Genomic DNA, 23,786 nt, shown 5'->3' with positions numbered 1-23,786 from the left:
GATGCAGAGCGAATGGGATAATGATGAGCTTATTATCGGGGGCGAACGGCTAAAATCCCGTTTTTTTCTCGGAACGGGCCGTTTTCCTTCACCTGCCGTATTTCAAATGGCACTTGATGCATGCGGTGCGGAGGTCCTTACGTTTGCTGTGCGGAGGGTTAATCTGGACTTTGTGGAAGACGATTCGATATTGCAGCATATTTCCGATCGTTCTTTAACCTATCTGCCCAATACTTCTGGCGCGGGAAATGCGGATGAAGCAGTCCGTATTGCGAGGCTTGCACGGGCGGCAGGCTTGGGTAACTGGATCAAGGTAGAGATCAGTGCTGACGACCGGACGCTGCTTCCCGACCCGATCGAAACGTTAAGGGCGACAGAAAGGCTAGTCAAAGAAGATTTTATCGTACTGCCTTATACTTCGGATGACCCGATCCTGTGCCGTCGGCTGGAGGAGGCCGGGGCTGCGGCGGTCATGCCTGGCGGAGCGCCGATCGGAACGGGGCTTGGCATACTTAACCCATACAATATCGGGTTAATCTGTGAACAGGCGAAGGTCCCGATTATTGTGGATGCGGGGCTTGGCTCGGCGCAGGATGCCGTACAGGCAATGGAGCTTGGCGCGGCCGGCGTCCTTGCCAACACGCCGGTTGCAAAGGCGCAGGATCCGGTGGCAATGGCCCAAGCGATGGCATTGGCCATTCGGGCTGGACGCATGGCATATTTGGCCGGAAGAATCTCCAGGAAAAAGTATGCTTCCGCGAGTAGTACGCGTGACGGAGTGTTATTCCATTCCGGGCAGAAGGAGTCGGTTGACGTTGGCTGAACATGTGTTGATTCTCGGCGGCGGCATCATCGGTTTATCCTGCGCGTTTGAAGCCAGACAAAGGGGCTACCGTGTTACGCTGCTCGAGCCGGGCTCGCTTGGCGGGCAGGCGTCAGGGGCTGCGGCTGGGATGCTGGCGCCCTACGCTGAGAATACTGAGCAGCCGGATGCCTTTTTCGGCCTCTGTCATGCGAGCTTGCTGCGTTATCCGGAATGGATTGGGCGCGTGCAAGAAGCATCCGGTATGGAAGTAGAGTGGAGCCGCTCCGGCAGCCTTCACATCGTATATCATGAGGCGGATTTGCTTCCGCTGCGCACCCGCATGGAATGGCAGAATCAGTTCGGCGCGCAATCTGAGCTCGTGGATTCCGCAGCTCTCAAAGAGCTTGAACCGCTTTTGTCTGGTGATGTCGCTGCGGCGCTGTATTGTCCGAAGGAAAGTCATGTCTATGCTCCAAGCTTGGTGAAAGCATTGGAGACGGCTTGCCGCAAAACCGGGGTAGAGCTTTTGGATCATGCGGGTCCGATCTCGGAGGTGACGTGGGATAAGGGCATCCAGGTATCGGTCAAGCCGGGTCGCTCTGCTGAGGTAAGGGGCGACCGGCTTGTTGTATGTACTGGAGCATGGACGGGAATGTATGAGTCATGGTTCGGTGTGCCGCTGCCGGTGCATCCGATTCGCGGACAAATCTGCTCGTATCCGGTTCCGACAGGCATGGTCAGGCATATGGTCTTTTCCAGCCAGGCTTATTGGGTGGCGAAAGGGAATCAGACGCTCGTGTGCGGAGCATCGGAGGATGTTGCAGGATTCGATACCTCGGTAACGGATCGGGGAATCGGACGTTTGACCCGGATGGGGCCTCGTGTGTTTCCTTTCCTCGGCGACAAGGAAACGGTGCACCGGTGGGCGGGCCTGCGGCCTGCAACCCGTGACGGCTGGCCGTTAATCGGGGAGCTTCCGCATCTGCCCCGCGTCATTTTAGCGGCGGGACATTACAGAAACGGCATTTTATTAAGTCCGATCACCGCTTTTCTTGTATCAGATCTTCTGGACGGCAAACAGCCGGAAATATCGCTTCAGCCTTTTGCACCTCATCGGTTCGCAGCAGGCGCAGTTCGAGGGGCCCTATGAGAGGGCCCCTTTGTTTATATATACAACAGGACATGCAGATATTCCGCGAACGGATCTCCCGCAGCCAAGTTGCGACTGTCTTCCGTTAATTTTATTCATTTCAGACCCCCTTTCAATCGGCTGTCGATTAACTTGGTGATATTCCCGGTTGTTAGCTTATTGATCGGTTTTCATTTTAACCTCCACAGTGACCTGCTGATAGGTATATGCATATGCTGTCTATGACTATTGGTGGAAGAAGGAGAGGGACATGGCTAAGAACAGGAGAGGTAAGGGCGCTAAAGGGCGAAAACCGCTTTTTTATGTGGATAATCCGAGAACGTCGGAACTCAAATGGCTGGATGAGTTAAAGGATACGGCTGCGAAAGATGTGCCTGTGAGCAAGCCTGTTACGATCAATTCGACCGCTGCGGCGGCAGAGCTGAAGGCGGAGGAGCAGACGGCCGATTCTGATGCGGCATCGATAACGGATGCCGTCTCAGAGGCGGAGCAAGCTGTACTGCAGGAAGCGGAAGAGCTTGTCCAGTTGATCGTCCAAAGTGAATCCGAGCGCGCTGAGCGAGTAGCGGAAAAACGAGCCCCGAATCGGGTGATGCCGATTATATATACCGATGATTTGGCGGAAGAATCGGTGACCACGAACAAGATTGCGCCGGGGGCAGTCGATAGGTCCAGAATCGCAAAAGATAGTGTAGTCACACAATCGATTGCCGATTTTGCGGTTGAGAGCATTAAAATTGCAGATCAGGCGGTTACGTCATCCAAGATTGCGTTGGAATCGGTGACGGGCGAGCATTTGATCCGCAACTCCATATCTGGAAGTAAAATCCGCGACCGTTCCATTAGCGGCGATAAGCTGAAGGATTACAGCATCACGTCGGATAAACTGGCTGACCGGACGATCAGTGCGGATAAATTGGCCGAGGGCTCGATCGAAACCAAACATTTAAGCTTGGGAAGCATAACCGGAGAATTGCTGGAAGAGCAATCGATAACAGCCGATAAAATACGCAGCGGTGCAATCCGGACGGAGAATCTTGCCAATGAATCGATCGATACATCCAAGCTGGCGGATGAATCGGTCTCGACCTCCAAGATTCGGGATAGCGCGATAACCGAGGAAAAAATCAGTCCGGCGTCTATCAATTCCGTTCATTTGAAACCGGGCATCCTGCTGTCCGATCACGTAGCGGTAGGTACTGTGCAGGGAAAGCACTTGGCTCCGGGCATAATCTCCGCAGAGCATCTGTCCGAAGGCGCGGTCGGAAGCCGGGAGCTGCAAGCAAGAAGCATCATCGGACGACACATCGCGCCCAAGTCAATCGGACCGGAACAGCTTCAAGAAGGCGCCGTGTTAAGCGGAAACGTCGGGCAAGGTGAAATTAATGCAGTACACGTAGCCGATGGCTCCATTATTACGAGCAAATTATCCGACCAAGCTGTCACTACGATTAAAATTGTCGATCATGCCGTGACATCATCGAAAATTGCAGATTACAGCGTAGTGACGCAGAAGATTGCCGAAGAGGCGGTTGTCGGCAAGCATCTGGGTCGCGAGAGCATTACAGCGGATAAATTGTCACGGGGAAGCGTGGAATCCCGTCATTTGGCAAAATTTTCAGTGGGAAGCGCCAATATACAACCTGCGGCAATCAGCTTTAAACATCTGCAGCATGGTGCAGTTCATACAGACTCGATTGCTCCATTGGCAGTAAGAGAAGAACACATTGGCATTGCCGCGGTTGGGATGACTCAGCTTGCCGATGAATCCATCAGCGACAGCAAGCTCATCGAGGGCAGTGTGACATCCAAAGCCCTTGCCAAAGGCTCGGTTCAATCACGCCATATCGTGCAGGATGCCGTTACGTTTGACAAAGTGGCGCCTGCATCGATCCGCTCCTATCATTTATCCGAAAATGTGGTAACCGATGAAGCGATTGCGGAGGAAGCGATTGGCAGCCGCCATCTTATGAACGCTGCAGTTGAATCCCGCCATTTGGCCGGAAATGCCGTAAGCACTGAAACGATCAAAGATGAGGCGGTCACTACATCGAAGCTGGCACCCGGGTCGGTAACGGAACGCCAGCTGGGCACGGGGGCGGTATTCTCCCATCATTTAGCCGATCATGTCGTTAACTCGCTCAAGCTGTCACCGGAATCCGTATCGACAGATAAATTGACGGACAGTTCAGTCACTTCAGGTAAACTTGCTGATGGCAGCGTTACTTCATCCAAGCTGGCCATACAGTCGGTGACAGAACGGCATATCGTGCCGGGAAGCATATCAGGAATACATCTGGCAGCTAAAGCGATCACCGAAGATCTGCTTGAGGATCGTTCGGTCAGCTCGGCACACCTTGCTCTGGATGCTGTGGGCAAGGATCATTTGCAGAATGGCTCCGTGACTTCCCCGAAATTGGAGACAGGGAGTGTTCAATCGGCTCACTTATCGGATGAAGCGGTGTTAAGCAAACATTTGTCCACGCAATCGGTGCTCGGTATTCATATCGGCGAAGCAGCGATTCGTGAATCCCACATCTCCGATCAAGCCGTTAGCGCTGAGAAGCTGGGAGAAGGAAGTGTAGCCTCCAGACATCTTCAAAACGAAGCCGTTGGAACGGATACACTGCAGGATGGAGCGGTGACAACAAACAAAATTGCCCGCCATGCCGTTACGTCAAAGCAATTGGCGGAGCAGGCGGTGAAGCCGCAGCATATCGCGCCTTCTTCTATCGGCTTTGTTCATTTAGCTGATGAAGCGGTAGGAACGGAAGCCCTTCAAACCGGAGTGGTCACTTCCGACAAGCTTGCCGTAGATGCGGTTAAAGGCGAGCACATTGTTTTGGAGTCGATTTCCGGGAAACATCTGAAGGCGGAAACGATTCAAGGATATCATATTAAAAAGGGCGCCATCACCTCACAGCATTTGTCACCTGACGCTTTATCTTCCGAGAGATGGCCCGATGGCTCCGTTCCGGGCAATAAAATCAAAGAAGGCACGATTGAACGGAAACAGCTGGCCCCGGGGGTCATTGGCAGTGAGCAGCTCGCAGAGGAAATCATCGGTTCGGCGCATTTAGCGGCGGGCTCAGTAACGACCGATAAAATTTCGCTTGGTTCAATCAATTCTGAACATCTAGTTCAGGCGTCCATTCTCGATCGGCATTTGGCTGATGGCTCTGTAACGGAAGAAAAAATCAGCAATGGATCGGTCACGGGAACGAAACTGGCTGAAAGTTCTGTAGGCGAGTCGAAGCTGGCGGATGAATCGGTGACAAGCGCAAAGCTGATGAACGGCGCTGTCACTTCGGAGAAGCTGGCCGAAGGTTCTGTAGGCGAGTCGAAGCTGGCGGACGAATCGGTGACAAGCGCAAAGCTGATGAATGGTGCAGTCATCTCGGAGAAGCTGGCGGACGAATCGGTGACAAACGCAAAGCTGACGAACGGCGCAGTCACTTCGGAGAAGCTTGCCGACGGATCTGTAGGCGAGTCGAAGTTGGCGGATGAATCGGTGACAAGCGCAAAGCTGATGAATGGCGCAGTTACTTCGGAGAAGCTGGCGGACGAATCGGTGACAGGCGCAAAGCTGATGAATGGCGCAGTCATCTCGGAGAAGCTTGCCGACGGATCTGTAGGCGAGTCGAAGCTGGCGGACGAATCGGTGACAAACGCAAAGCTGATGAATGGCGCAGTCACTTCGGAGAAACTAGCCGAAGGTTCGGTAGGCGAGTCGAAGCTGGCGGACGAATCGGTGACAAACGCAAAGCTGATGAATGGCGCAGTCACTTCGGAGAAACTAGCCGAAGGTTCTGTAGGCGAGTCGAAGCTGGCGGATGAATCGGTGACAGGCGTAAAGCTGATGAATGGCGCAGTCATCTCGGAGAAGCTGGCCGACGGATCTGTAGGCGAAACGAAGCTGGCGGACGAATCGGTGACAAACGCAAAGCTGACGAATGGCGCAGTCACTTCGGAGAAACTGGCCGAAGGTTCGGTAGGTGAGGCACAGCTAGGTGTTAGCTCGGTTACGGAATCCAAACTGGCTGACGGCTCGGTAACCGATCGTAAGCTGGCTGAAGGTTCGGTAGGCGAGTCGAAGCTGGCGGACGAATCGGTGACAAACGCAAAACTGTTGAATGGCGCAGTCACTTCAGAGAAGCTGGCCGACGGTTCGGTAGGCGAGGCGCAGCTAGGTGTTAGCTCGGTTACGGAATCCAAACTGGCTGACGGCTCGGTAACAGACCGTAAGCTGGCCTACGGTTCTGTAGGGTGGGCGAAGCTAGCGGATGAATCGGTGATAAGTGAAAAGCTCTCCAACGGCGCAGTCACCTCGGAGAAGCTGGCCGACGGTTCTGTAGGGTGGGCGAAGCTGGCGGATGGATCTGTGACAAACGCAAAACTGTTGAACGGCGCAGTCACTTCAGAGAAGCTGGCCGACGGTTCGGTAGGCGAGGCGCAGCTAGGCGAAAGCTCCGTCACAGAAACTAGGCTGGCCGATGCTTCAGTAATGGAAACGAAACTAGCCGCAGGCTCCGTGACGGAATCCAAACTGCGTGATGAAGCGGTCACAGAAGCGAAACTGGCCGAAGGTTCAGTAACCGGCGCAAAGCTGGCTAACGGCTCGGTAACTTCTTCCAAGCTGGCCGATGATTCGGTAACCAGTGCGAAGCTCATCGATGGAGTAGTCACGTCGGCGAAACTCGCCGATGGTTCGGTTGGCCAACTGCATTTACTTGATGGTTCCGTAACCGAATCGAAATTAGTCGATGGCTCGGTGACGGAATCAAAGTTAGCGGACAGCGCGGTTACGGAAATGAAGCTGCGTGATGAATCCGTAACTGGCGCGAAACTCGCCGATGGTGCTGTCGGTTCATCGAAGCTGATGGATGAATCAGTTACAAGTGATAAAATCTCGCATGGAGCAGTTATCACGGAAAAGCTTGCGGAGAGCTCTGTTGGAGCGGCACAGCTAGGAGAAGGCTCGGTCACGGAAACAAAATTGGCTGAAAAATCGGTGACAGAAACGAAGCTGGCTGATGGTTCGGTTATTAGCTCAAAGCTGGCTAACGGCTCGGTAGGCTCATCGAAGCTGGCGGATGAAGCAGTAACAAATGCGAAGATCATAAATGGAGCAGTCACGACGGAGAAACTAGCCGAAGGCTCAGTGACGGAGACGAGGCTGTGTGATGAGGCCGTGACAGAAGCGAAGCTGGCTAATGGCTCGGTCGGATCGTCAAAGTTGGCTGCCGAGGCTGTTACAAGTTACCATATCGCCTTGGGAGCCATTAATGCCCGGCATTTGGCCGAAGGATCGATATCGGGAACTACACTTCAAGACGGTACGATAACAGCGGAAAAACTTGCTCCGGAGCTTTTGAGTTTTAACGGTCGCAACGATGACAAAGCAGGGCAGGAGCATCTTGCGTGTGCATCCGTTAACGAAGAAAAGCTCGCCGACGGCTCGGTGACGGAAGCGAAGCTGCGCGACGAAGCGGTGACAGGTGCGAAGCTGGCTGACGGCTGCGTAGGCACAACGAAGCTGGCCGAGGAATCGGTGACCAGCGAGAAGCTCTCCAATGGCGCAGTCACCCAGGAGAAGCTGGCTGAAGGCTCGGTAGGCGAGGCGCAGCTGTGCGAATTCTCCGTCACAGAAACCAGATTGGCCGATGCCGCGGTTACGGAAACGAAGCTCGCCGACGGCTCCGTGACGGAAGCGAAGCTGCGCGACGAAGCGGTGACACGTACGAAGCTGGCTGATGCTTCCGTCGGATCGTCAAAGTTAGCTGCCGGTGCCGTTACGGGTTTCCATATTGCTGCGGGAGCTGTTCACACAAGGCATCTGGCCGAAGGGTCAATTGCAGGAAGCTTGCTTCAAGACGGTACGATAACGGCGGAAAAGCTTGCTCCAGGGCTTTTGCATTCCAACGGTTCAGTTACGGAAGGCAAATTGGCTGATGAATCGGTAACCAGTGCGAAGCTGGCTGAAGGCGCGGTGACGTCGGAGAAGCTCGCTGCCGCTTCGGTTGGTTCCGCGCAGTTAGCGGAAGGCGCAGTCAGTCGCGAGCACCTGTGCGCGGATTCAATCATCGGCCGCCATGTCCAAGATTGGTCGATCACGCCGAGCAAACTTTCTTTCACGCCTGTTGTCAGCCTGGCCGTGCAAGGAATCATCGGGCAATGCTTCGGATTAGAGCCTTATAAGTTCAATGGTCAGGAAGAGCATATCGATATCACCATTCGTTTCCCTGAAGCGTTCGGCAGCGTTCAATATGCGCTGACGGCAATAACTGACCATCCGTCTTGTTATGCGGTTATCAAAAGCAAAAAATCGGAAGAAGCGGTTGTCTCCATTATAAGAAGCAGGTTCGGTCCTGAGCCAGGCGGATGGCTGAACTGGATTGCCGTAGGAATGAAATAAGCTTTTTCTGAACTGGGCCTCTGCAGAGCATTCTCTGCCAGAGGCTATTTTAATTTCAAGACTGTTCCCAGGCACAATTCACACCGTATGCAGTCATCGCTAATTAAGGCTTCTTTGCTTGAGGCTGTAGCATGAGGAAATACGGCGCATATGTTGTAATAGAGCCAACAAGAACATAAGCGAAAGAGGGGTACACACTGTGCAGCACCTTGTGAATGAGATCGTTGAACATCTGTCGAAATCGCATCAGCAGTTAGCGCGGGTTCTGGAGGCAGAACGCCATGTTGTGGTCAGGATGGCAAATAACGTGCATGCATTGCCGGATCACAATCCGGATTTCAACGGGGTTGCAGGATTGCTGGAAAATTCCCAGTTCGTTACGAAAAGCATTGTCGGTTATTTGAATAGTTTGGCTGAGTTGGAAGAAGCTATCGCTGATAATTTGTCGCATATTATAAGGGAACTGGATCATGATGAGGAAGAATAAGGCTGTTATAGAGGGAGGAGGAGGTTCATGAGCCGCGAGCAGGATTTTTTACGCGTACTGGAAGCTTCCGCAAACCTGCATTTGAACATGGAGAAAATATTGGAAGCCAAAGCGGTTGAAGCCGAGAAGGTACGAAGCTGGATGAGCAGCCACATCACGGCTGAAGTGTTCCCCTCCCAGCAGGAGCTGGTAAAGGAAACGATGCAGGTACATGAGCAATTAATTGAAGTGATTGATGGGTTGACAAAGCTGAATCATGGAATGACCCATGTATTAAAGGTGGTGCTCCGGCATGATGCGGACAATCAGGGCGGCATCGGTGCCATGGGCTCCTTGGGTGGGATGCTTGGCGGCGGTTTTGACATGGAGGCAGGTGGCAAGTAGCGATGAGTCTGCGTTTGAAGGAATGGGAGATTAAAATGGAGTTAATCGCCTCCGTCGCGAGGAGTCAGATAGCGATGGCGAAAATATTGGAAAGCATCGCCGATCTTTCCGGGACTTCACCGAAAATGGCCAAGTCGATTCGGGAAAATATCCGCTTGTTAACGGGCATGCAGCAGACAATTGCAGAGAAAATAACGGGCATCAGATGGGGACGCCCTCAGCAGGGGCAGCCGGGCCGGCTGTGGCTTTGCGACCCGAAGCTTGCTGTCAGCAGGGTGAAATCAATCCAAACGGATGATAACCCATGAGTGAATTAGATAAAGCCGAAATTAGTCTTTTACCTATCCAGGTCAAATTTCGGTTTTATTTATGACGGCTGTCAAATAGAAAACGTGCATATCCGATCGGATTTGCATAGGTCGCCTTCCACTCCTCGAACAGATTTCCCAGTTGAAAACTGTAGCGCAGATCTCTCCCGTTACATTCCACGAACATCGGAAATCCGTTGGCTGTAATCCCTATGTCAAACCCGGCGTCTGCAAGGTGGGGCAAATAACCGCTCAAATGGTGAACGGTACGAAGGCAAAAGCTTGTGATGTCGCTGCGCACCTGCGCTATATTCAGCTCAGGATACTGCTGCAGAACGTCCTCGATTCTGTATACCGATCCGCCCTGCGCTACATTTGTAATAAACAGATCCTTGGCTGCTACTTTTGCGGCAATCCCTGTTACCTGCCAATTGCCGTCATGTGAGCGCTGCACGGATACTCTTAGATCGAACGGACTGCCGTTATAGGTTGCAAGCGGAAGCCTTTGCTGGACGATATAACGCTCCTTTCGCAGCTTTCGCTGCAAAAACAAAGGCAATGAGTTTTTGAAATCCAGCTTCCGCCAACCCCTCTTCCCGCAATAAGTAAGCTGCCACCCTGTCTCAAGCCGGTCCATTTTCATCAGTCCCCGGCCAATACTGCTGTTGTCCGGTTTCAGGATAAGCGAATCGTAAATGGCCATCATTTCCTTCACAGTGTCCGGTGAGGCTGCAACTGTGCCCGGCAGATGCGGCCTAAGGAGAGTGTCTTCCATAAGCAACTCATGGATATAAAGCTTGCGGTACCGGTTCCAGCTGTTAAATACTTGTTTTCCAGACTGAATAAGACGTTCAATCTGCCGTTTTGCGGACGTGTTCTCGAATAAGGCCCGGTTATGGATGACGTGCGGGATTACGAGCTGTTTTCGAATATAGCCGATCGGATGTTTGACATAAGCATGTACCGTATTTCTATGAAAATGGATATCCTGCAGACGAAAATAACAAGGTATCAATCCGTGCAAACGTCCTGCTTCTTCATAATAACGGATGGCTTCATGCCGCGTTTTGCCGGAAGGGATGCCTCTGTATACGGATGAGTTGACTAGTATGCCTACATATTGACTCTCCATATGACTACCACGTTCCTTCCTGGAGTAACTTGATCCTTCTATCAGACTATGAACGAACCCGTCCCTCTGCATGGACAAATGGGAGGTGCGCAGCAAAAAATGTGTTAGCGTGTAATGGATTAAAGACCACTTCAAGAAGCATGGACTTACATAAAATAATTTAGAGGCTCGAAGGGAGTGGGATCTACATGGGTCGCCCCAAAGAAATAACCCAAAGGCTTATTCGCAGAGCTTGGCGCAAGCTGGAGTTCTCCGGAAAGTTTAAACGCTTTTTTAAAGAGGAAGTAACCTTAAACCGCCATAAGATGGAATGCTTGAAGGACTCCTATAAGAGCAGTATCTGGAAGCTTGAAATTAAAGTGGATCAAAAAAGCATGCCGATCATCCTGAAAATCTCGAAGCAATTAAGGAAACCGCGACCGGAAAGCACCGTTGAAAAAAACATCTACCGCAAAGCGAAGCCTATTCTCCATTCGTTTATGCCTCAAATTTATATGACAAAAAAGAATGTCAACGGCCGTGACTTATGGGTGTTTATGGAATATATCGAACCGATTAAAAGCCGGGTGCAGTTCACGCCGGCGCACTTTGAAAATATCATTCCTGCATTAGCAAAGCTTCATGCATCCACAATGAATGAACGCTTGTTAAAACATGAGAAGATTTTCGGAGACTGGCTTCCCCGCTATGATTCTAAGGAAATGGAGGAAGAAAGAATCCGGTTGAACCAAAAGACGATCTATTATCTTGAAAAAGCGATGAAAGATTCCCGGCTCAAAGTGAAAGTGGAACCGTATTACAACCTCCTGAAGGGCCTGTTGAAAAAAGGCCCGGGTTATTTCCCGGAGGTGAGCAAGGCCGGATTCAGCATCGTACATGGCGATTTGCACACCGCAAATATGGCCTGTCACAATTTGAAAGAAAAGGCATGGCAGATTAAATTTATCGATTGGGAAGGAGCGAAATTTGCGCCGTGTTGGTTTGATATGGTCAATTTGATCGGCGTTTTCCTGGCCTACCGAAGAGAGTGGGAGGAGGAGGAAGAGGAGATCACCCGTCGCTGTGTGCATATGTATGCTAATGAGATGAAAAAACACGGCGTCGTGTTTAAAACCGATCCTATGAAATTATATCACATGGCGTATCTGAAACGGCTGCTTGAGCGGAGTATGTATCTGCAATTAAGCTGGGCCGTAACCGGTAAAAAAGAAGCAAAGCTGCTGCCGGTTTATCTGGAAAAAATCAAAGTGTTGGGCAAGAAATATGGTTTGTATAATTAACCTGCTGACTCTGCATCCGTGATAAACAGCTGATTTTTATGTCACGATTGCAGGTCCTTACATAAGATACAGAAGGAATCTGATGTGGAGGACAATGAAATATGACAACAGCTTATAATCCGGATGGCTTTAAAAAGGGACGAGAGGATGGATTTAAAAAGGGAAGACAGGACGGATTCAAAAAGGGGTTTGAAGTGGCGCAGGCTTCATCACCGGACGTTCAGTTAAATGATATTAGTCTGAGATGGCGGGAATTTCGGGCAGCTGAAGCGTTTGCCGAGCACTTTGGACACCCCGTCAAGCTGAATGACGGGCAGATGGATTGCCTGAAAGAAACCGTTAAAAGCGCGGTTTGGAAGCTTGAAATTTCAACCGTTCATCAAACTTATCCTGTCATACTTAAAATTTTCAAAGCCCCGATTGAAAGCCACAGCCTGGTTGAGTTAAATATGTACCGGAAAGCTAACGTAATTCTTGCGGACCTTATGCCTTCGATCTATTTCATCAACGAGGAAATAGACGGCGGTGATGTCTGGGTGTTCATGGAATATGTGCCGCAATTAAAAGGGCAGCTCATCTTTACGCCGGATCATTTTGATAAGATCATCCCTTCTCTGGCAAGAATGCATGCGCAGACGCATAATAACCGGTTCTATGAACACTGGGAGGTTTTCGCCGACTGGCTGCCTTTTTATCACTCGGAATCTGTCGCACTTGAGCGGCAAAAGACAAACAAGGAGACACTGGAGTACTTGGATAAAGCCATGCACCGCCCTGAATTAAAGGAGCGGCTGGATTCCAACTATAGCATGCTGCAAAAAGTATTGCGCAGAGGGCCGCATTATTTTCCGGAGCTGAATCAAGCGGGACAAAGCATTACGCATAACGATCTCCAAACGCCGAACATCGGGTGCGCGAATGTGGCGGAAGACAGCTGGAACATTAAATTTATCGATTGGGAAGGGGCCAAGTTTGCGCCTTGCTGGTTTGATATGTTTAATCTGGCGGGCGTGTTTTTTGCTTACCGTAAAGACTGGAGAAGCGATGAGGAAGCTGTCATTCACCGCTGTTCCCATCTGTATGCCGCGGAGATGAACAAGTACGGCATCGAATTTCAGGGTGACCCGGTGAGGCTGTACAAAATGGCTTACTTGCAAAGAGTATTGGAGCGAAGCCTGTATCTTCAACTGCATTGGGCAACAGAAGGACATAAGCAAGCTTTCCTATTGGAGGGTTATTTGGAGAAAATCAAAGGCTGGGGCAAGGAGCTCGGCTTGCATTAAACCAGACCAAGGACAAGATGAAAAGGAGGGGAGGACTGCAATGAATGCCGTATTGGACTATCTGAAGTTGACAGATGCTCTGCTCTGCTCTCTTCCCACCAGAGAACGAATCGCCAAAAGCCCAAAGCTTATTGTCCGGAGGACATTCGAGGTTAGAGTAGACAGAACGATGCCTTTTGAGTTTATCGCGAATGTAATGCCGCCTTTTTGCGGACTATGGGGAGCGGATGTCCGGTTCAACTATTCCGATTATGATGCCGCCTTGCCTCAGCTTGGCGGAGATCAGCAAGCGGATATGTATATCATGTGGCTGGATTGGCGTATCTATCGCAAATCGATGACAGCGCGGGAAGCCGCAGATTGGATCATGAGACGTATTCAACAATTGCGCGGCGGAACGGACAAAACGATCGGGGTGAATAATTGGCCGGAGTCGCTGGAGCCAGGCGGGATGCTGTTCAGCTCCTCTGTGAGCGACCGCGGGTGGATTCGCAGATTGAATGTGGAGTTGTCCGACCGGATCGAGAAAACGCCCGGCTGTGTATTGATTGATGTGGCCGGACTTGCGTATGAGTGGACAGGATCATTGTACGATCGCAGAAATGAAGAGTTAAGCAGTTATCCTTTTTCAGATCAAGCGACCATCCTGGTTGCCCGCCATTTGGCGGTTCACCTGCTTCCCGCTGTGTTTCATCCCCGGCTTAAAGCGATAGCTCTGGATCTGGATGATACGCTGTACAGCGGCGTTTTGGGGGAGGATGGCGGTGACGGGGTGATCCTCTCCGAGGGGCATTATGAATTGCAGCGGCTGCTGTTAAGGCTTAAGCACTCTGGAATGATGTTAACGGTTTGCAGCCGCAACGAAGAGCAGGATGTGAGGGCTTTATTTGAAAGCCGGGATGATTTTCCGCTAAAATGGACCGATTTTGCTGCGGTCTGCGCAAATTGGCAGCCAAAAGCGGAAAATATGACTCTGTTGGCGCAGCGGCTGAACATTGACCCTTCCGCATTCCTATTTATTGACGATAACCCGGCTGAGCTGTTGAAAATGGCGGGGGCGCTGCCTGGCGTGCATCTGCTGCAAGCGGACAGTAACGGGAGCGGTACAATGGCCAAAATATCGTATTACCCGGGGCTGTATCAGCTTCATTCGGATAAAGAAGCTTCCTCGAGAACAGCTGATATCCAGGCGAATCAAATGCGGGAAACACTGCGGAAGGACGCTAACGACTACGCGTCGTATTTGAAAAGCCTGCAGATGAAAATAACCTTGTATGTTAACGAGCCGTCCCATGCCGGACGATTGTTCGATCTGAGCCGTAAAACGAATCAATTTAATCTGGCTTTGCGCCGCATGACGGAAGTAGAAGCAAAACAAGCGATGGATACAACGGGCTATTTAACGATTACCGTTCGTCTATCAGATCTATTATCCGACAGCGGGATCATCGGAGCTTTTGTATGCCGGCTGGAAGGCGGGAAGGCCCGTATCCTTGAAACGCTTTTCAGCTGCAGGGCGCTTGGCCGTGAGATTGAGACGGTGTCATTTGCCGTTGTGTTGGATAAATTAGTTGCGCTTGGCGTCAAGGAGCTGGGTATAGATACGGTTGAAGGTTCCCGGAACGGCCCTGCTGTTGACTGGTTGAAGCGTTTTGTTACGGCTTCTTCTGAAGATGTCTCGGCTGAGTATTTGCTCTCCCTGGTCAAAGCATCATGTATGGAACATCCTGCTGAGGTGGAGGTGATCGAATGAACAAAGAGCTGCACACCCGTATCGCCTCGATCTTATCGGAGGTGCTGAACGCAGAATTTGTACCGCAAGACAATCCGACGCGGCAGGGAATGCCTAACTGGGATTCATTAAAGCATATGGAGCTCATTCTTCGGCTTGAAGAACAGTTTCAAGTACGGTTTTCAATCCGCGAGGTAGCGGGAATCCAAAGCCTGGATGATCTTATTAAGATCATAGGAGTGAAGTTATGAACCATCATATCGTTGTGGAGCGCTTTGGGATCCGGCTGCGGCCGATCAAGATGGATGATGCCGATTTTATATACCAAATCAGAAGATCGCCGGAATTGTCCAAATATATCGGGGAGCTCGATTCCCGGTTCTCCGTACATCAGTCATGGTTGGAACAGTATTTCCAAAGGGACGGCGACTATTACTTTTGCATCGAGCTGCTCACGGGAAAGCCTGTAGGAACGATTGCAATTTATGATATCGCAAACGATGCCGGGAATTGGGGCAGATGGGTGGTTTCCCCTTCGGTTCCGGCCGCCCCAGCCAGTGTATGGCTTATTTTTCACGTTGCTTTTGATCTGCTGGGATTATCCAGCGTATACTCCAATACGGTGATCGATAATGCGAGCGTTGTCTCTTTTCACGATAACTGCGGGTTGGCCCGCACAGGAATCGAGAAGGGAGGCCTCACGATCCATGGCACTGCCTATGACGTCGTCATTCATACGGTAATGAAAGAGGATTGGCCTTCGATCCAGCAAAGGCTGGAGCGGCCTGCTGCGTTGGCAGAGCGGCTGCTGCTGGAAGCGGATTAAGCGAAAGCATTGTACCACGCAAAAAGGGGGCGTTCCAAAAGTCATCGATGATGACGATGGGATAGCCCCTTCTCTTAAAAGCTTTGGTTTTACCGCATTCACTGCGCAGTCGAATTACAATTTGTTTACTTTAAAATAACGATAAAAGCGCCCTGTGAGTTTTTCTCCACTTGTCCCATAGTGTTTTGCTGACACGCCATCATCTTTTTTTCCTTGCAGCACACTGGTGTTATCTCCGTGTCCAAGCACCCAGGTTACTAATGGCAGTTCTACCATTACATAACGCCTGTCTGCCTCCTCCAGATGCTCATCTATATTAGAATGGGGTTTGAGCGCTAATCTGAACAGCTTTCTTCGTACATCATCCCGCTCCGTGGTTCTGGGGAAATCGTGATGCTTGAAGTGAAAAACAGCACTGCTGCCACAGCCGATATAGAACCGGTGCTTTCGCAGCCAGACTTCTTTGCGCACTAAATTGACCATGCAGCCCTTTTTTATAATAAAAGCCTCCGAATAAGGCTGTGAGCGTATATATTCTACAAAACGATGATGAATCCAATCATCGGCATCAAGCGGCATGAAGTAGCCTGTAAACCTCGCTTTTCTTAAATACACGCCGATTTCCTTGCGCTTGCGCATTTTGTCCTTGCTGAAATCTTTAGGCGCCTTTGGCGGTGGGAAATCTACCGGCAACCAGGTTACGCGTTTATTCCGAAGCTCCCTGATTTTTGGCATCTCATGTCCTGCAATAATAATACGAAAATGTTGATCTGTGCTTCTTAATATCGAACGAAGCGTTTTTGCCAGGCTGGCTTGGACATTATCCCAATCTTTTGAAACGGTTTTGCTTTTAAGCGAAATCGCAAATACAATTTCGCTTGGATGCTTCTCTTTTTCAGGGTGAATCATGTCATCCCTATTCAATTGGTTCAGATGCACTTCAACCTTTCTCAGGTGTTCCTTTATCGTTAATAGCGCTTCGGGAGTTTTCATTACATCTGCCAAATATGCCCCTCCTTCTGTTCGATTTAACATTGATACCCGATCCCTTGATAATGAAAGCCTATCGCCGCCATTAACCGGGCATCAAGCATATTTCTTCCATCAAATATGTTGGGGTCGTTCATGTATCGCTTTATCCGCTCCCAGTCGATATGCTGATAGCTTTTCCATTCCGTACAGATAAAAACGGCATCCGCCCCATAGAGCGCTTGTTCCGGGGTATTGCAGGGGGTAACCGAAACGTGAACAAGCTCCGGCGGAAGCTTTGCTACCGGATCATGGACGCTTACAATCGCTTTTTCATCAAGCAGGCTCTTAATAATATTGACGGCAGGCGCCTCCCTGATATCGTCGGTATCCGGTTTAAACGCCAGGCCTAATACGGCAATTTTTTTATGGACAAGCGTTCCCAGCCGCTGTCTGGCCTTATGGAGCAAATGCTGATGTTGAGCCCGGTTTATGGAGATGACCTGCTCCAATAATCGCAGCTCGGTATCATGTTCATTTGCAGTTTGGAGCAATGCGGATACATCCTTGGGAAAGCATGAGCCACCGTATCCAATGCCTGCCTGTAGAAAACTTGAGCCGATTCTCGGGTCGAGTCCGATTCCCTGCGCAACTTCCTTCACATTGATTCCCAGCTTGTCGCAAAGTTTGGCCAATTCATTGATATACGAAACCTTGGTCGCCAAAAAAGCATTCGCAGCGTATTTGATTAACTCCGCTGTTTTCGGTGTTGTGATGACAACAGGGCACTTCAGTGACTGATACAGCGCCTTAAGCAGCTTTGCCGCATGATCGCTGCTCGCTCCGATAACGACACGGTCAGGATACATGGCATCCGGCAAGGCTTTTCCTTCACGCAAAAACTCTGGATTTGAAGCGACATCGAATGGATGGGTGCGCGTTTGCGCTTCGAGGACCCAACGGGTCACTTTCTCCTGCGTGCCGACAGGAACCGTGCTTTTGTTAACGATCAGCTTGTACCCGTTCATATGTCTGCCGATGTCCATCGCCACCTGCTTCACATAGCGGAGGTCGGCGCTGCCGTCCTGCTGGGAAGGCGTTCCCACACAGATAAAGATCAGGTCGGATTGTTCGATTGCCTTGACTGTCTTTGTCGTAAAACGGATGTTTCCTGATTGCAGATGCTTCTTCAGCAGCGCTTCCAAGCCGTCTTCATAAAAAGGCAGCGAGCCTTGTTGCAATAGCTTAATCTTGGAATCGTCGGTATCAAGCCCCGTAACACGCCATCCTAATTCCGCCAATACCAGAGCGGTAGTTGTTCCCACATACCCCGTACCTACTACCAAGATGCTCACTGGTCTGTCACCGTCCCTCTTGATTGTAAGCCCGCTACAACGGACTGAAACCCGACAACCGTATCCTTTATAAGATAAGGAATATTTTTTAATTGCGTTTGGTTCAGCAGAATGCTGTTCTCAATATGGCATCCTTCGATATTGGTGTCGGCACCGATCGATACATAGGGTCCAATAACGCAATCTTTCAATCTGCATCCCTGTGCGATGGCCACAGGGGGAATGATATCGCAATTGTCCAGTTGACAGGTTTCATGAATGCGATGGGTAGGGCTCATCTCTTCAAGCATCCATCGGTTGGCTTCCAGCCAGCGCTCCAGCGTACCGATATCGCTGTTCTGTTTTTCCGTAATATGGTAAGGCACGGGGTGACCTTGATTAATGAGCCACTGAATCGCATCCGTAATCTCGTATTCTCCTCTCTTAGAGGGAGTAATGGCAGCTATTGCTTTGAAAATCAACGGATGAAACGCGTAGGCGCCGAGCACGGCCAGGTTGGATCTGGGGAGGAGCGGTTTCTCTTCCAAATGAACAATGCGATGATCTGAAATTTCAGCGATCCCGTATCCGTGCGGATTATCCACCTTTGTCAGCATTAAAGAGGCATAGCTGATTTGCGATGTAACGGGCAGCATTAGCTTGGCCAGAGAATCGGTAATTAAGTTGTCGCCTAATAACAGCAGAAAAGAATCCTTGTTTATATATCCTTCCGCTTGCTTCACTGCATCTGCGATCCCTTTGGGTTCATGCTGATAAATATAAGTGAGCTTAAGCCCCCATTGTTCACCGGTTCCGATATGGTCCTTCATGATGCGTTCCTGCGACGGGGAAATAACGATCCCGATATCGGTTATGTTTTGTTCGGTTAACTTCTCTATGCAGGTTTGTAAAATTGGAATATTAGCTACCGGAATAAGTGTTTTTGGATAGGAGCGGGTTAACGGATAGAGTCGGGTGCCTTTTCCGGCACAAAGGATAAGTCCCTTCACAGCGCATCTCCTTTTTTTTACAATATAAATCTTTACCTTCAATCTATGATGAAAATGTATTGTTGGTATGGATAAAGTGTCTAAGGTAATCGCCGTTTCTTTGTAAAAACGTGAATCATACGTTAATAAATGAAGAAAACGACGCTTCTGTATTTTGTAAAACGAAGGAGAGGGTTCACAATGGTTTCCATCATCTGCTGTACGATGAGAAATTCCTTTATGGAAAATATATTTAGCAATTACGAGCGCCAAAGTGTTAAAAAAAAAGAAATGATTATTGTCTTGAATCGGGATAACATGGACCTTAAAAAATGGAAAAGAAAAGCGAAAGAGTACAAAAATATCAGAGTATATCAGGTTTCCGAGAATGAGAAACTGGGCAAATGCTTGAATTACGGCATTAAGAAGGCAAAGTATGATATTATTGCAAAATTTGACGATGACGATTACTATGCGCCGGACTATTTAACAGAATCTGTAGACACGATTAAAAAGCTGAAAGTTCCCGTGGTTGGCAAGCACACCTCCTACATTTATTTTGAAGGGAAAAAAGCGCTGATGTTATTTAGGGAGGGCGGCGAATACAGGCATCGCAGCAAGGTAAAGGGAGGCACATTAGTTTTCAAAAGGGAGGTATGGGACAAAGTGCAGTTCGATGAAGACCAACAGAACGGCAGTGATTCAGACTTTTTAAGGCGTTGTAAGCGAAACGGCTTTAAAATTTATTCCGTTTCAAAGCATAATTATGTTTGCTTCAGGAGAGAAAATATTAAATCACATACCCAAAAAACAAGTACAGAAGAATACATGGCAAGATGCAAATTAATTGAACGTACAAGAAACTATATCCCGATCATAACCAAAAGCTTTTCATAGACGATGGGGGGAAGAAGATGTCGTCCGAAGAAAAAGCGATGGCGGTTTTGAAATTGTACTTTGGCAATAAGCAGCCCAGGATCAGGTGGCTACAGAATGAACCGGACAAATCCGTATGGAAAGTAACTGTCGATCATAATAAATATGTTTTGAAGTGCAGTAAGAAGCACCGCAAGGCTCCGATTTTTTCCATCCTGCTTCAACACGAACTATCTCAAAAAGGACTGCCTACTCCTGCCGTTATTCCAACGATCAATAAAGAAGTATTTGTAGAAGACCAATCATATCATTACTTTCTAACCGAGTACGTCAAAGGCAGCACGGCATCGATTAAAGAGCGTACGAAAATCATCGGTGATTTCCACAGGGAGGCGGTTTTACCCCGATCGCTTTCTATGTACCGTTCCAAGTTAGTACAAGTAGAACATAAGAGCGATTGGATCGCAGAATACGAATATAAATTGCGCTGCTTGAAAATGTGGATGGGAAAATATGCTCTGCCAAGGGATATGCGTCATTGCATAAATATGGCGGAAAAATGTATATCGATATCCAAGCGAGCAACGCTGCTTGATGAGCATATCGACGAGGTTAACCGGAAAAATCTGCTGACGCACGGGGATTTCTACAGTTCCAATGTATTGAAATCAAAAAAAGGAAAGCTGTGGATTATCGATTTTGAGCGTTCCGGTATCGACTCGCCGGTCAAAGATCTTCGGTTTATCATGCCGGATATTATTTTATCCTCCTACTATGAAACGTATTTTTCAAGATATCCCCAGGGTAAACGATACGAGCAGATTTATTACATGGATGCACTGTTTCCCCATCGGCTTTTTACCAAGCTGTATATATTGATACGCAAAAAGAAGGCGAGACGAAATTTGGACCAAATCAAAGACATCATTGGCCTGGAGCTTGAGAAAGAGCGGATGATCGGGGAGCTGCGGAAATATCAGTAAAATAGAGGGAGGGAATGGGGAGTGGCCGAGTTCGATAGCGGTTAGAGGCCATCCCTATTTTCCCCTCCTGGTACGAATGCCGTTACAGATAAACAACCAGTACATAAACTGAATGTAGCACACTTCTTAAATCTTTATTAGGCAGGTGAGAAACATGCCGAAACAAAGTCATATGAAGCCCGGAAAAAGAAAGAGGATCCAAAGCTATTTGTATACGATCAAGAATTCAGAATCCCCTAAAGTATCTGTGATCATCCCTGTTATGAACGAGCGAAGAACGATCGCGGCAGTCATCCGCCATGCTTATCGGGTGCATCCGGAGACGGAGGTCATCGTAGTGGCCAATGGATCCACTGACGGTTCGGCAGAGTTGGCACAAAAAATCGGTGCGAGAGTAATTCGCTATGACCATCCGCTAGGCCATGATGTGGGTAGAAGCATTGGAGCCAGGGAGGCCAAAGGGGAAATTCTGCTGTTTACGGATGGAGACATTATCATACCGACCCGGGATTTGGTCCCCCTGATTAAAGCGGTGAACAACGGCGTGGATGTGGCGTTGAATAAGTACCTCGGACCAACAGATAAACAGCACGTACACAGTGTCATCCTGGCAAAACATACGCTGAACATCATCGTCTCGAATCCCGATTTGAAGGGCGCCTCCATGACGACGATTCCCCATGCAATCAGCCGAAGAGCAAGAGATTTGATCGGGAGCGAGCAGTTGGCTATTCCACCTAAGGCTCAGGCCATAGCATTATATAACGGATTGAATGTCCAGGGTGTTCACTATGTAGAGGTTGGCAAAACAAATCCTCGAAGGGGGAGACGAAAAGGAAACGATCCGCTTGAGCAATTGATCGTAGGTGACCATTTGGAGGCAATTGACTGGTTCATCACGAAATCAGGCGAGCGGGGGAACCGGTATGATCTCTCACGAAACAGAGAGAGTGTATGAAGATGATCAATAAAAAAACGCGAGGGCCTAACGGCAGGACCCGTAAATTGCGAAAATCGCCAAAGAGAAGCCGAATCGGCAAAGGGACGCGCAGCTTTAAAAGGCCGCTGAAAGCAGCCGGTATCGATTGGGGAGAGAAAGCCTTCCGAGCGGGTCTGCTTGCTGCTTCTACGGCTGGTACGTTATTGGAAGAAGGGTCAAAGGCATCTGAAACGGATCCGCAGAAAAAAGTGAATGAATGCTGGACCAGATGGTATCGTTCAGTAAAAAGACTGCCATGGCCGTTTTATCATGTGGCAGCCGCCAAATTTGTGGCAGGATACCGCAAGCATACAAGCGGATATACACCGAATTGGGTACTGGTTCCATCGGATAAAACGATTGCCGCAATTGTTACGGTAATGAATGAAAAAGATACGATTGCAAGTGTTATTGAGCAGCTTCACAGGCTGCCGCTCCATGAAATGATCTTTATCGTGAACGGTTCGACAGATGAGAGTTTTGAAATCATCCGGAATCAATCCCGGGCAACCGTTGTCCATTATCATCATCCGTTAGGACACGATGTCGGCCGGGCAGTTGGAGCCAAGTTGGCCGAATCCGAAATATTGATGTTTCTTGACGGCGATTTTCCGGTTTTTGCAGAGCATCTGGTTCCATTCATCGACGCGGTCGAGCAAGGGATGGATATTGCGCTGAATAATATCTCGCCTTATCTCGGCTTATTCTCCAGAAGAGATTATGTCACCACGGTTAAGGAATTCGTCAACCGTTCCATGTCAAGACCCGATCTTGGTGCAAATTCGCTGACCGCAATCCCGCATGCAATGAAAAAACAGGCGGCACAGCAAATCGGGTATGCCAATTTGGCCGTTCCTCCGAAAGCGCAGGTTATCGCCATTGACATGGGATTGAAGGTAGGCTCTGCAGCCAGTGTGGATGTTATTACAAGGAACCGGCTGCGAACGCGCAATGTTGGCCAGAGAAACAATGTATCGGAATTGATTATCGGGGATCACATCGAGGCGTTAAAAACGGCTTTGGAACGAAAAGGTTCACGGCTATCTTATCCGGATCATATCAGACAAAGAAAGCTAACCTTGCATTAGAAGGTGGAGGCTATGAAAAAAACAAGCATCATTATCTCGACTTACAACGGCAAAGAGCTGCTTAAAGATTGCATATACACCATTAAGCGCCATACGGAAGAGCCGTATGAAATCATCGTCGTTGATAACGGCTCTACCGATGGAACAGCTGATATTTGCAGGCAGGAGCAAATAACCTTTATATCTTTGGCCAGTAATGCCGGTTTTCCAAAAGCGTGTAATATGGGGCTGAAAATCGCATCCGGTGATACATTGCTGCTTTTAAACAATGATGTTCTCGTATCTAAGAACTGGTTGAAGAATATGCTGGATTGCTTGTACAGCCGCAAAAACATCGGCATCGTCGGACCATTGACCAACTATGCAAGCGGCAGGCAGCAGATCGACATGCCTTTTACCAGTCTGGAGGACATGGCCAATCAATTGAATGAACCGGATCCGGGCAAGTGGCTGAAAGTGGATCGAATCGTAGGGTTTTGTTTTCTGTTTAAACGTGAGCTGCTGGAGAAGATCGGCCTGCTGGACGAACGATTCTCTCCTGGCCATTACGAAGATGACGATTACTGCTTCCGGGCAAGGAATGCGGGATACCGGATGATGATTGCCGGCGATGTGTTTGTCTTTCATCATGGCAGCGCCAGCTTCGGGCAGCAGGATGAGCAGGAAGTAAAGCAGCTTATTGAGCGCAATCGACAAATGTTTATCGATAAATGGGGGATCGACCCGGCTATATATATAAATTGATATTCTGCAGAAAGGAAGGGTT

General features: G+C 49.4%; 20 protein-coding genes. 16 read left to right on the top strand and 4 right to left on the bottom strand.

Annotation, left to right across the window (positions count from 1 at the left end; genetic code table 11):
* Position 1: 1 nt before the first annotated feature.
* The 6 genes from IEW11_RS07570 (at position 2) to IEW11_RS07545 (ending at position 9,549) form a co-directional block, all read left to right on the top strand.
* Positions 2 to 823 carry a thiazole synthase gene (locus IEW11_RS07570; RefSeq protein ID WP_188530454.1) on the top strand — a complete coding sequence of 274 codons (822 nt, stop codon included), beginning with the start codon at positions 2 to 4 and terminating at the stop codon, positions 821 to 823.
* Complete coding sequence (thiO, locus tag IEW11_RS07565) at positions 816 to 1,955, top strand: glycine oxidase ThiO (RefSeq protein ID WP_188530453.1); 1,140 nt, start codon at positions 816 to 818, stop codon at positions 1,953 to 1,955. The genes IEW11_RS07570 and thiO overlap by 8 nt, the downstream gene beginning before the upstream one ends.
* Positions 1,956 to 2,205: 250 nt before the next feature.
* Positions 2,206 to 8,370 carry a WIAG-tail domain gene (locus tag IEW11_RS07560; protein ID WP_188530452.1) on the top strand — a complete coding sequence of 2,055 codons (6,165 nt, stop codon included), beginning with the start codon at positions 2,206 to 2,208 and terminating at the stop codon, positions 8,368 to 8,370.
* A 199-nt stretch (positions 8,371 to 8,569) separates the two neighbouring features.
* Positions 8,570 to 8,857, top strand: a complete 288-nt coding sequence (locus tag IEW11_RS07555) for a nucleoside-diphosphate sugar epimerase (protein ID WP_188530451.1) — start codon at positions 8,570 to 8,572, stop codon at positions 8,855 to 8,857.
* Between the two features lie 27 nt (positions 8,858 to 8,884).
* The gene (locus IEW11_RS07550) at positions 8,885 to 9,241 is read left to right on the top strand and encodes an alpha-helical endospore appendage domain-containing protein (protein ID WP_188530450.1); all 357 of its coding nucleotides are present in this window, start codon (positions 8,885 to 8,887) and stop codon (positions 9,239 to 9,241) included.
* A 2-nt stretch (positions 9,242 to 9,243) separates the two neighbouring features.
* Positions 9,244 to 9,549, top strand: a complete 306-nt coding sequence (locus tag IEW11_RS07545) for a hypothetical protein (RefSeq protein ID WP_188530449.1) — start codon at positions 9,244 to 9,246, stop codon at positions 9,547 to 9,549.
* Between the two features lie 55 nt (positions 9,550 to 9,604).
* Here the strand turns inward: IEW11_RS07545 and IEW11_RS07540 are convergent, their stop codons facing one another.
* Positions 9,605 to 10,681: a YheC/YheD family endospore coat-associated protein gene (locus IEW11_RS07540; RefSeq protein WP_188530448.1), complete on the bottom strand. Its 1,077-nt coding sequence runs from the start codon at positions 10,679 to 10,681 to the stop codon at positions 9,605 to 9,607.
* Between the two features lie 188 nt (positions 10,682 to 10,869).
* On the opposite strand from IEW11_RS07540, the gene IEW11_RS07535 reads away from it, so the two are divergent.
* The 5 genes from IEW11_RS07535 (at position 10,870) to IEW11_RS07515 (ending at position 15,802) form a co-directional block, all read left to right on the top strand.
* Positions 10,870 to 11,961, top strand: a complete 1,092-nt coding sequence (locus IEW11_RS07535; protein WP_188530447.1) for a phosphotransferase — start codon at positions 10,870 to 10,872, stop codon at positions 11,959 to 11,961.
* A 101-nt stretch (positions 11,962 to 12,062) separates the two neighbouring features.
* The gene (locus IEW11_RS07530) at positions 12,063 to 13,244 is read left to right on the top strand and encodes a phosphotransferase (protein ID WP_188530446.1); all 1,182 of its coding nucleotides are present in this window, start codon (positions 12,063 to 12,065) and stop codon (positions 13,242 to 13,244) included.
* 40 nt (positions 13,245 to 13,284) lie between these two features.
* Positions 13,285 to 14,997 (top strand): HAD-IIIC family phosphatase, encoded by a 1,713-nt coding sequence (locus tag IEW11_RS07525; RefSeq protein WP_188530445.1) that lies wholly within the window; start codon positions 13,285 to 13,287, stop codon positions 14,995 to 14,997.
* Positions 14,994 to 15,227: an acyl carrier protein gene (locus IEW11_RS07520; protein ID WP_188530444.1), complete on the top strand. Its 234-nt coding sequence runs from the start codon at positions 14,994 to 14,996 to the stop codon at positions 15,225 to 15,227. The genes IEW11_RS07525 and IEW11_RS07520 overlap by 4 nt, the downstream gene beginning before the upstream one ends.
* Positions 15,224 to 15,802 carry a GNAT family N-acetyltransferase gene (locus IEW11_RS07515; RefSeq protein ID WP_188530443.1) on the top strand — a complete coding sequence of 193 codons (579 nt, stop codon included), beginning with the start codon at positions 15,224 to 15,226 and terminating at the stop codon, positions 15,800 to 15,802. The genes IEW11_RS07520 and IEW11_RS07515 overlap by 4 nt, the downstream gene beginning before the upstream one ends.
* Before the next feature lie 114 nt (positions 15,803 to 15,916).
* Here IEW11_RS07515 and IEW11_RS07510 read toward each other — a convergent pair whose 3' ends face one another.
* The 3 genes from IEW11_RS07510 to IEW11_RS07500 are packed head-to-tail and all read right to left on the bottom strand — an operon-like array spanning position 15,917 to position 19,115.
* Complete coding sequence (locus IEW11_RS07510) at positions 15,917 to 16,807, bottom strand: glycosyltransferase family A protein (RefSeq protein ID WP_188530442.1); 891 nt, start codon at positions 16,805 to 16,807, stop codon at positions 15,917 to 15,919.
* Positions 16,808 to 16,830: 23 nt separating this feature from the next.
* Positions 16,831 to 18,126 (bottom strand): UDP-glucose dehydrogenase family protein, encoded by a 1,296-nt coding sequence (locus IEW11_RS07505; RefSeq protein WP_188530441.1) that lies wholly within the window; start codon positions 18,124 to 18,126, stop codon positions 16,831 to 16,833.
* Entirely contained in the window at positions 18,123 to 19,115 is a 993-nt protein-coding gene (locus IEW11_RS07500) for a sugar phosphate nucleotidyltransferase (protein ID WP_188530440.1), read from the bottom strand. The genes IEW11_RS07505 and IEW11_RS07500 overlap by 4 nt, the downstream gene beginning before the upstream one ends.
* 180 nt (positions 19,116 to 19,295) lie before the next feature.
* Between IEW11_RS07500 and IEW11_RS07495 the strand changes: the two genes are divergently transcribed.
* The 5 genes from IEW11_RS07495 to IEW11_RS07475 all read left to right on the top strand — a co-directional run bounded on the left by IEW11_RS07495 (position 19,296) and on the right by IEW11_RS07475 (position 23,764).
* Positions 19,296 to 19,991 carry a glycosyltransferase family 2 protein gene (locus tag IEW11_RS07495; protein WP_188530439.1) on the top strand — a complete coding sequence of 232 codons (696 nt, stop codon included), beginning with the start codon at positions 19,296 to 19,298 and terminating at the stop codon, positions 19,989 to 19,991.
* Positions 19,992 to 20,008: 17 nt separating this feature from the next.
* Positions 20,009 to 20,953, top strand: coding sequence for a phosphotransferase (locus tag IEW11_RS07490; protein ID WP_188530438.1), 945 nt, complete (start codon positions 20,009 to 20,011; stop codon positions 20,951 to 20,953).
* Between the two features lie 154 nt (positions 20,954 to 21,107).
* Complete coding sequence (locus tag IEW11_RS07485; RefSeq protein ID WP_188530437.1) at positions 21,108 to 21,911, top strand: glycosyltransferase family 2 protein; 804 nt, start codon at positions 21,108 to 21,110, stop codon at positions 21,909 to 21,911.
* 2 nt (positions 21,912 to 21,913) lie between these two features.
* Complete coding sequence (locus tag IEW11_RS07480) at positions 21,914 to 23,020, top strand: glycosyltransferase family 2 protein (protein WP_188530436.1); 1,107 nt, start codon at positions 21,914 to 21,916, stop codon at positions 23,018 to 23,020.
* Positions 23,021 to 23,032: 12 nt separating this feature from the next.
* Positions 23,033 to 23,764, top strand: a complete 732-nt coding sequence (locus IEW11_RS07475) for a glycosyltransferase family 2 protein (protein WP_188530435.1) — start codon at positions 23,033 to 23,035, stop codon at positions 23,762 to 23,764.
* The last annotated feature ends 22 nt before the right edge of the window (positions 23,765 to 23,786 follow it).

Source organism: Paenibacillus abyssi (assembly GCF_014640295.1).
Taxonomy (GTDB): Bacteria; Bacillota; Bacilli; order Paenibacillales; family Paenibacillaceae; genus Paenibacillus_D; species Paenibacillus_D abyssi.
The sequence above is the reverse complement of the archived record's forward strand: the minus strand, read 5'-3'. Positions and strand labels throughout refer to the sequence as shown.

Excerpts from the sequence above, each read along its gene's own strand:
- IEW11_RS07570 (WP_188530454.1), top strand. The coding sequence starts at position 2 with ATGCAGAGCGAATGGGATAATGATGAGCTTATTATCGGGGGCGAACGG.
- IEW11_RS07560 (WP_188530452.1), top strand. The coding sequence starts at position 2,206 with ATGGCTAAGAACAGGAGAGGTAAGGGCGCTAAAGGGCGAAAACCGCTT.
- IEW11_RS07550 (WP_188530450.1), top strand. The coding sequence starts at position 8,885 with ATGAGCCGCGAGCAGGATTTTTTACGCGTACTGGAAGCTTCCGCAAAC.
- IEW11_RS07545 (WP_188530449.1), top strand. The coding sequence starts at position 9,244 with ATGAGTCTGCGTTTGAAGGAATGGGAGATTAAAATGGAGTTAATCGCC.
- IEW11_RS07540 (WP_188530448.1), bottom strand. The coding sequence starts at position 10,681 with ATGGAGAGTCAATATGTAGGCATACTAGTCAACTCATCCGTATACAGA.
- IEW11_RS07535 (WP_188530447.1), top strand. The coding sequence starts at position 10,870 with ATGGGTCGCCCCAAAGAAATAACCCAAAGGCTTATTCGCAGAGCTTGG.
- IEW11_RS07530 (WP_188530446.1), top strand. The coding sequence starts at position 12,063 with ATGACAACAGCTTATAATCCGGATGGCTTTAAAAAGGGACGAGAGGAT.
- IEW11_RS07525 (WP_188530445.1), top strand. The coding sequence starts at position 13,285 with ATGAATGCCGTATTGGACTATCTGAAGTTGACAGATGCTCTGCTCTGC.
- IEW11_RS07520 (WP_188530444.1), top strand. The coding sequence starts at position 14,994 with ATGAACAAAGAGCTGCACACCCGTATCGCCTCGATCTTATCGGAGGTG.
- IEW11_RS07515 (WP_188530443.1), top strand. The coding sequence starts at position 15,224 with ATGAACCATCATATCGTTGTGGAGCGCTTTGGGATCCGGCTGCGGCCG.
- IEW11_RS07495 (WP_188530439.1), top strand. The coding sequence starts at position 19,296 with ATGGTTTCCATCATCTGCTGTACGATGAGAAATTCCTTTATGGAAAAT.
- IEW11_RS07490 (WP_188530438.1), top strand. The coding sequence starts at position 20,009 with ATGTCGTCCGAAGAAAAAGCGATGGCGGTTTTGAAATTGTACTTTGGC.
- IEW11_RS07485 (WP_188530437.1), top strand. The coding sequence starts at position 21,108 with ATGCCGAAACAAAGTCATATGAAGCCCGGAAAAAGAAAGAGGATCCAA.
- IEW11_RS07480 (WP_188530436.1), top strand. The coding sequence starts at position 21,914 with ATGATCAATAAAAAAACGCGAGGGCCTAACGGCAGGACCCGTAAATTG.
- IEW11_RS07475 (WP_188530435.1), top strand. The coding sequence starts at position 23,033 with ATGAAAAAAACAAGCATCATTATCTCGACTTACAACGGCAAAGAGCTG.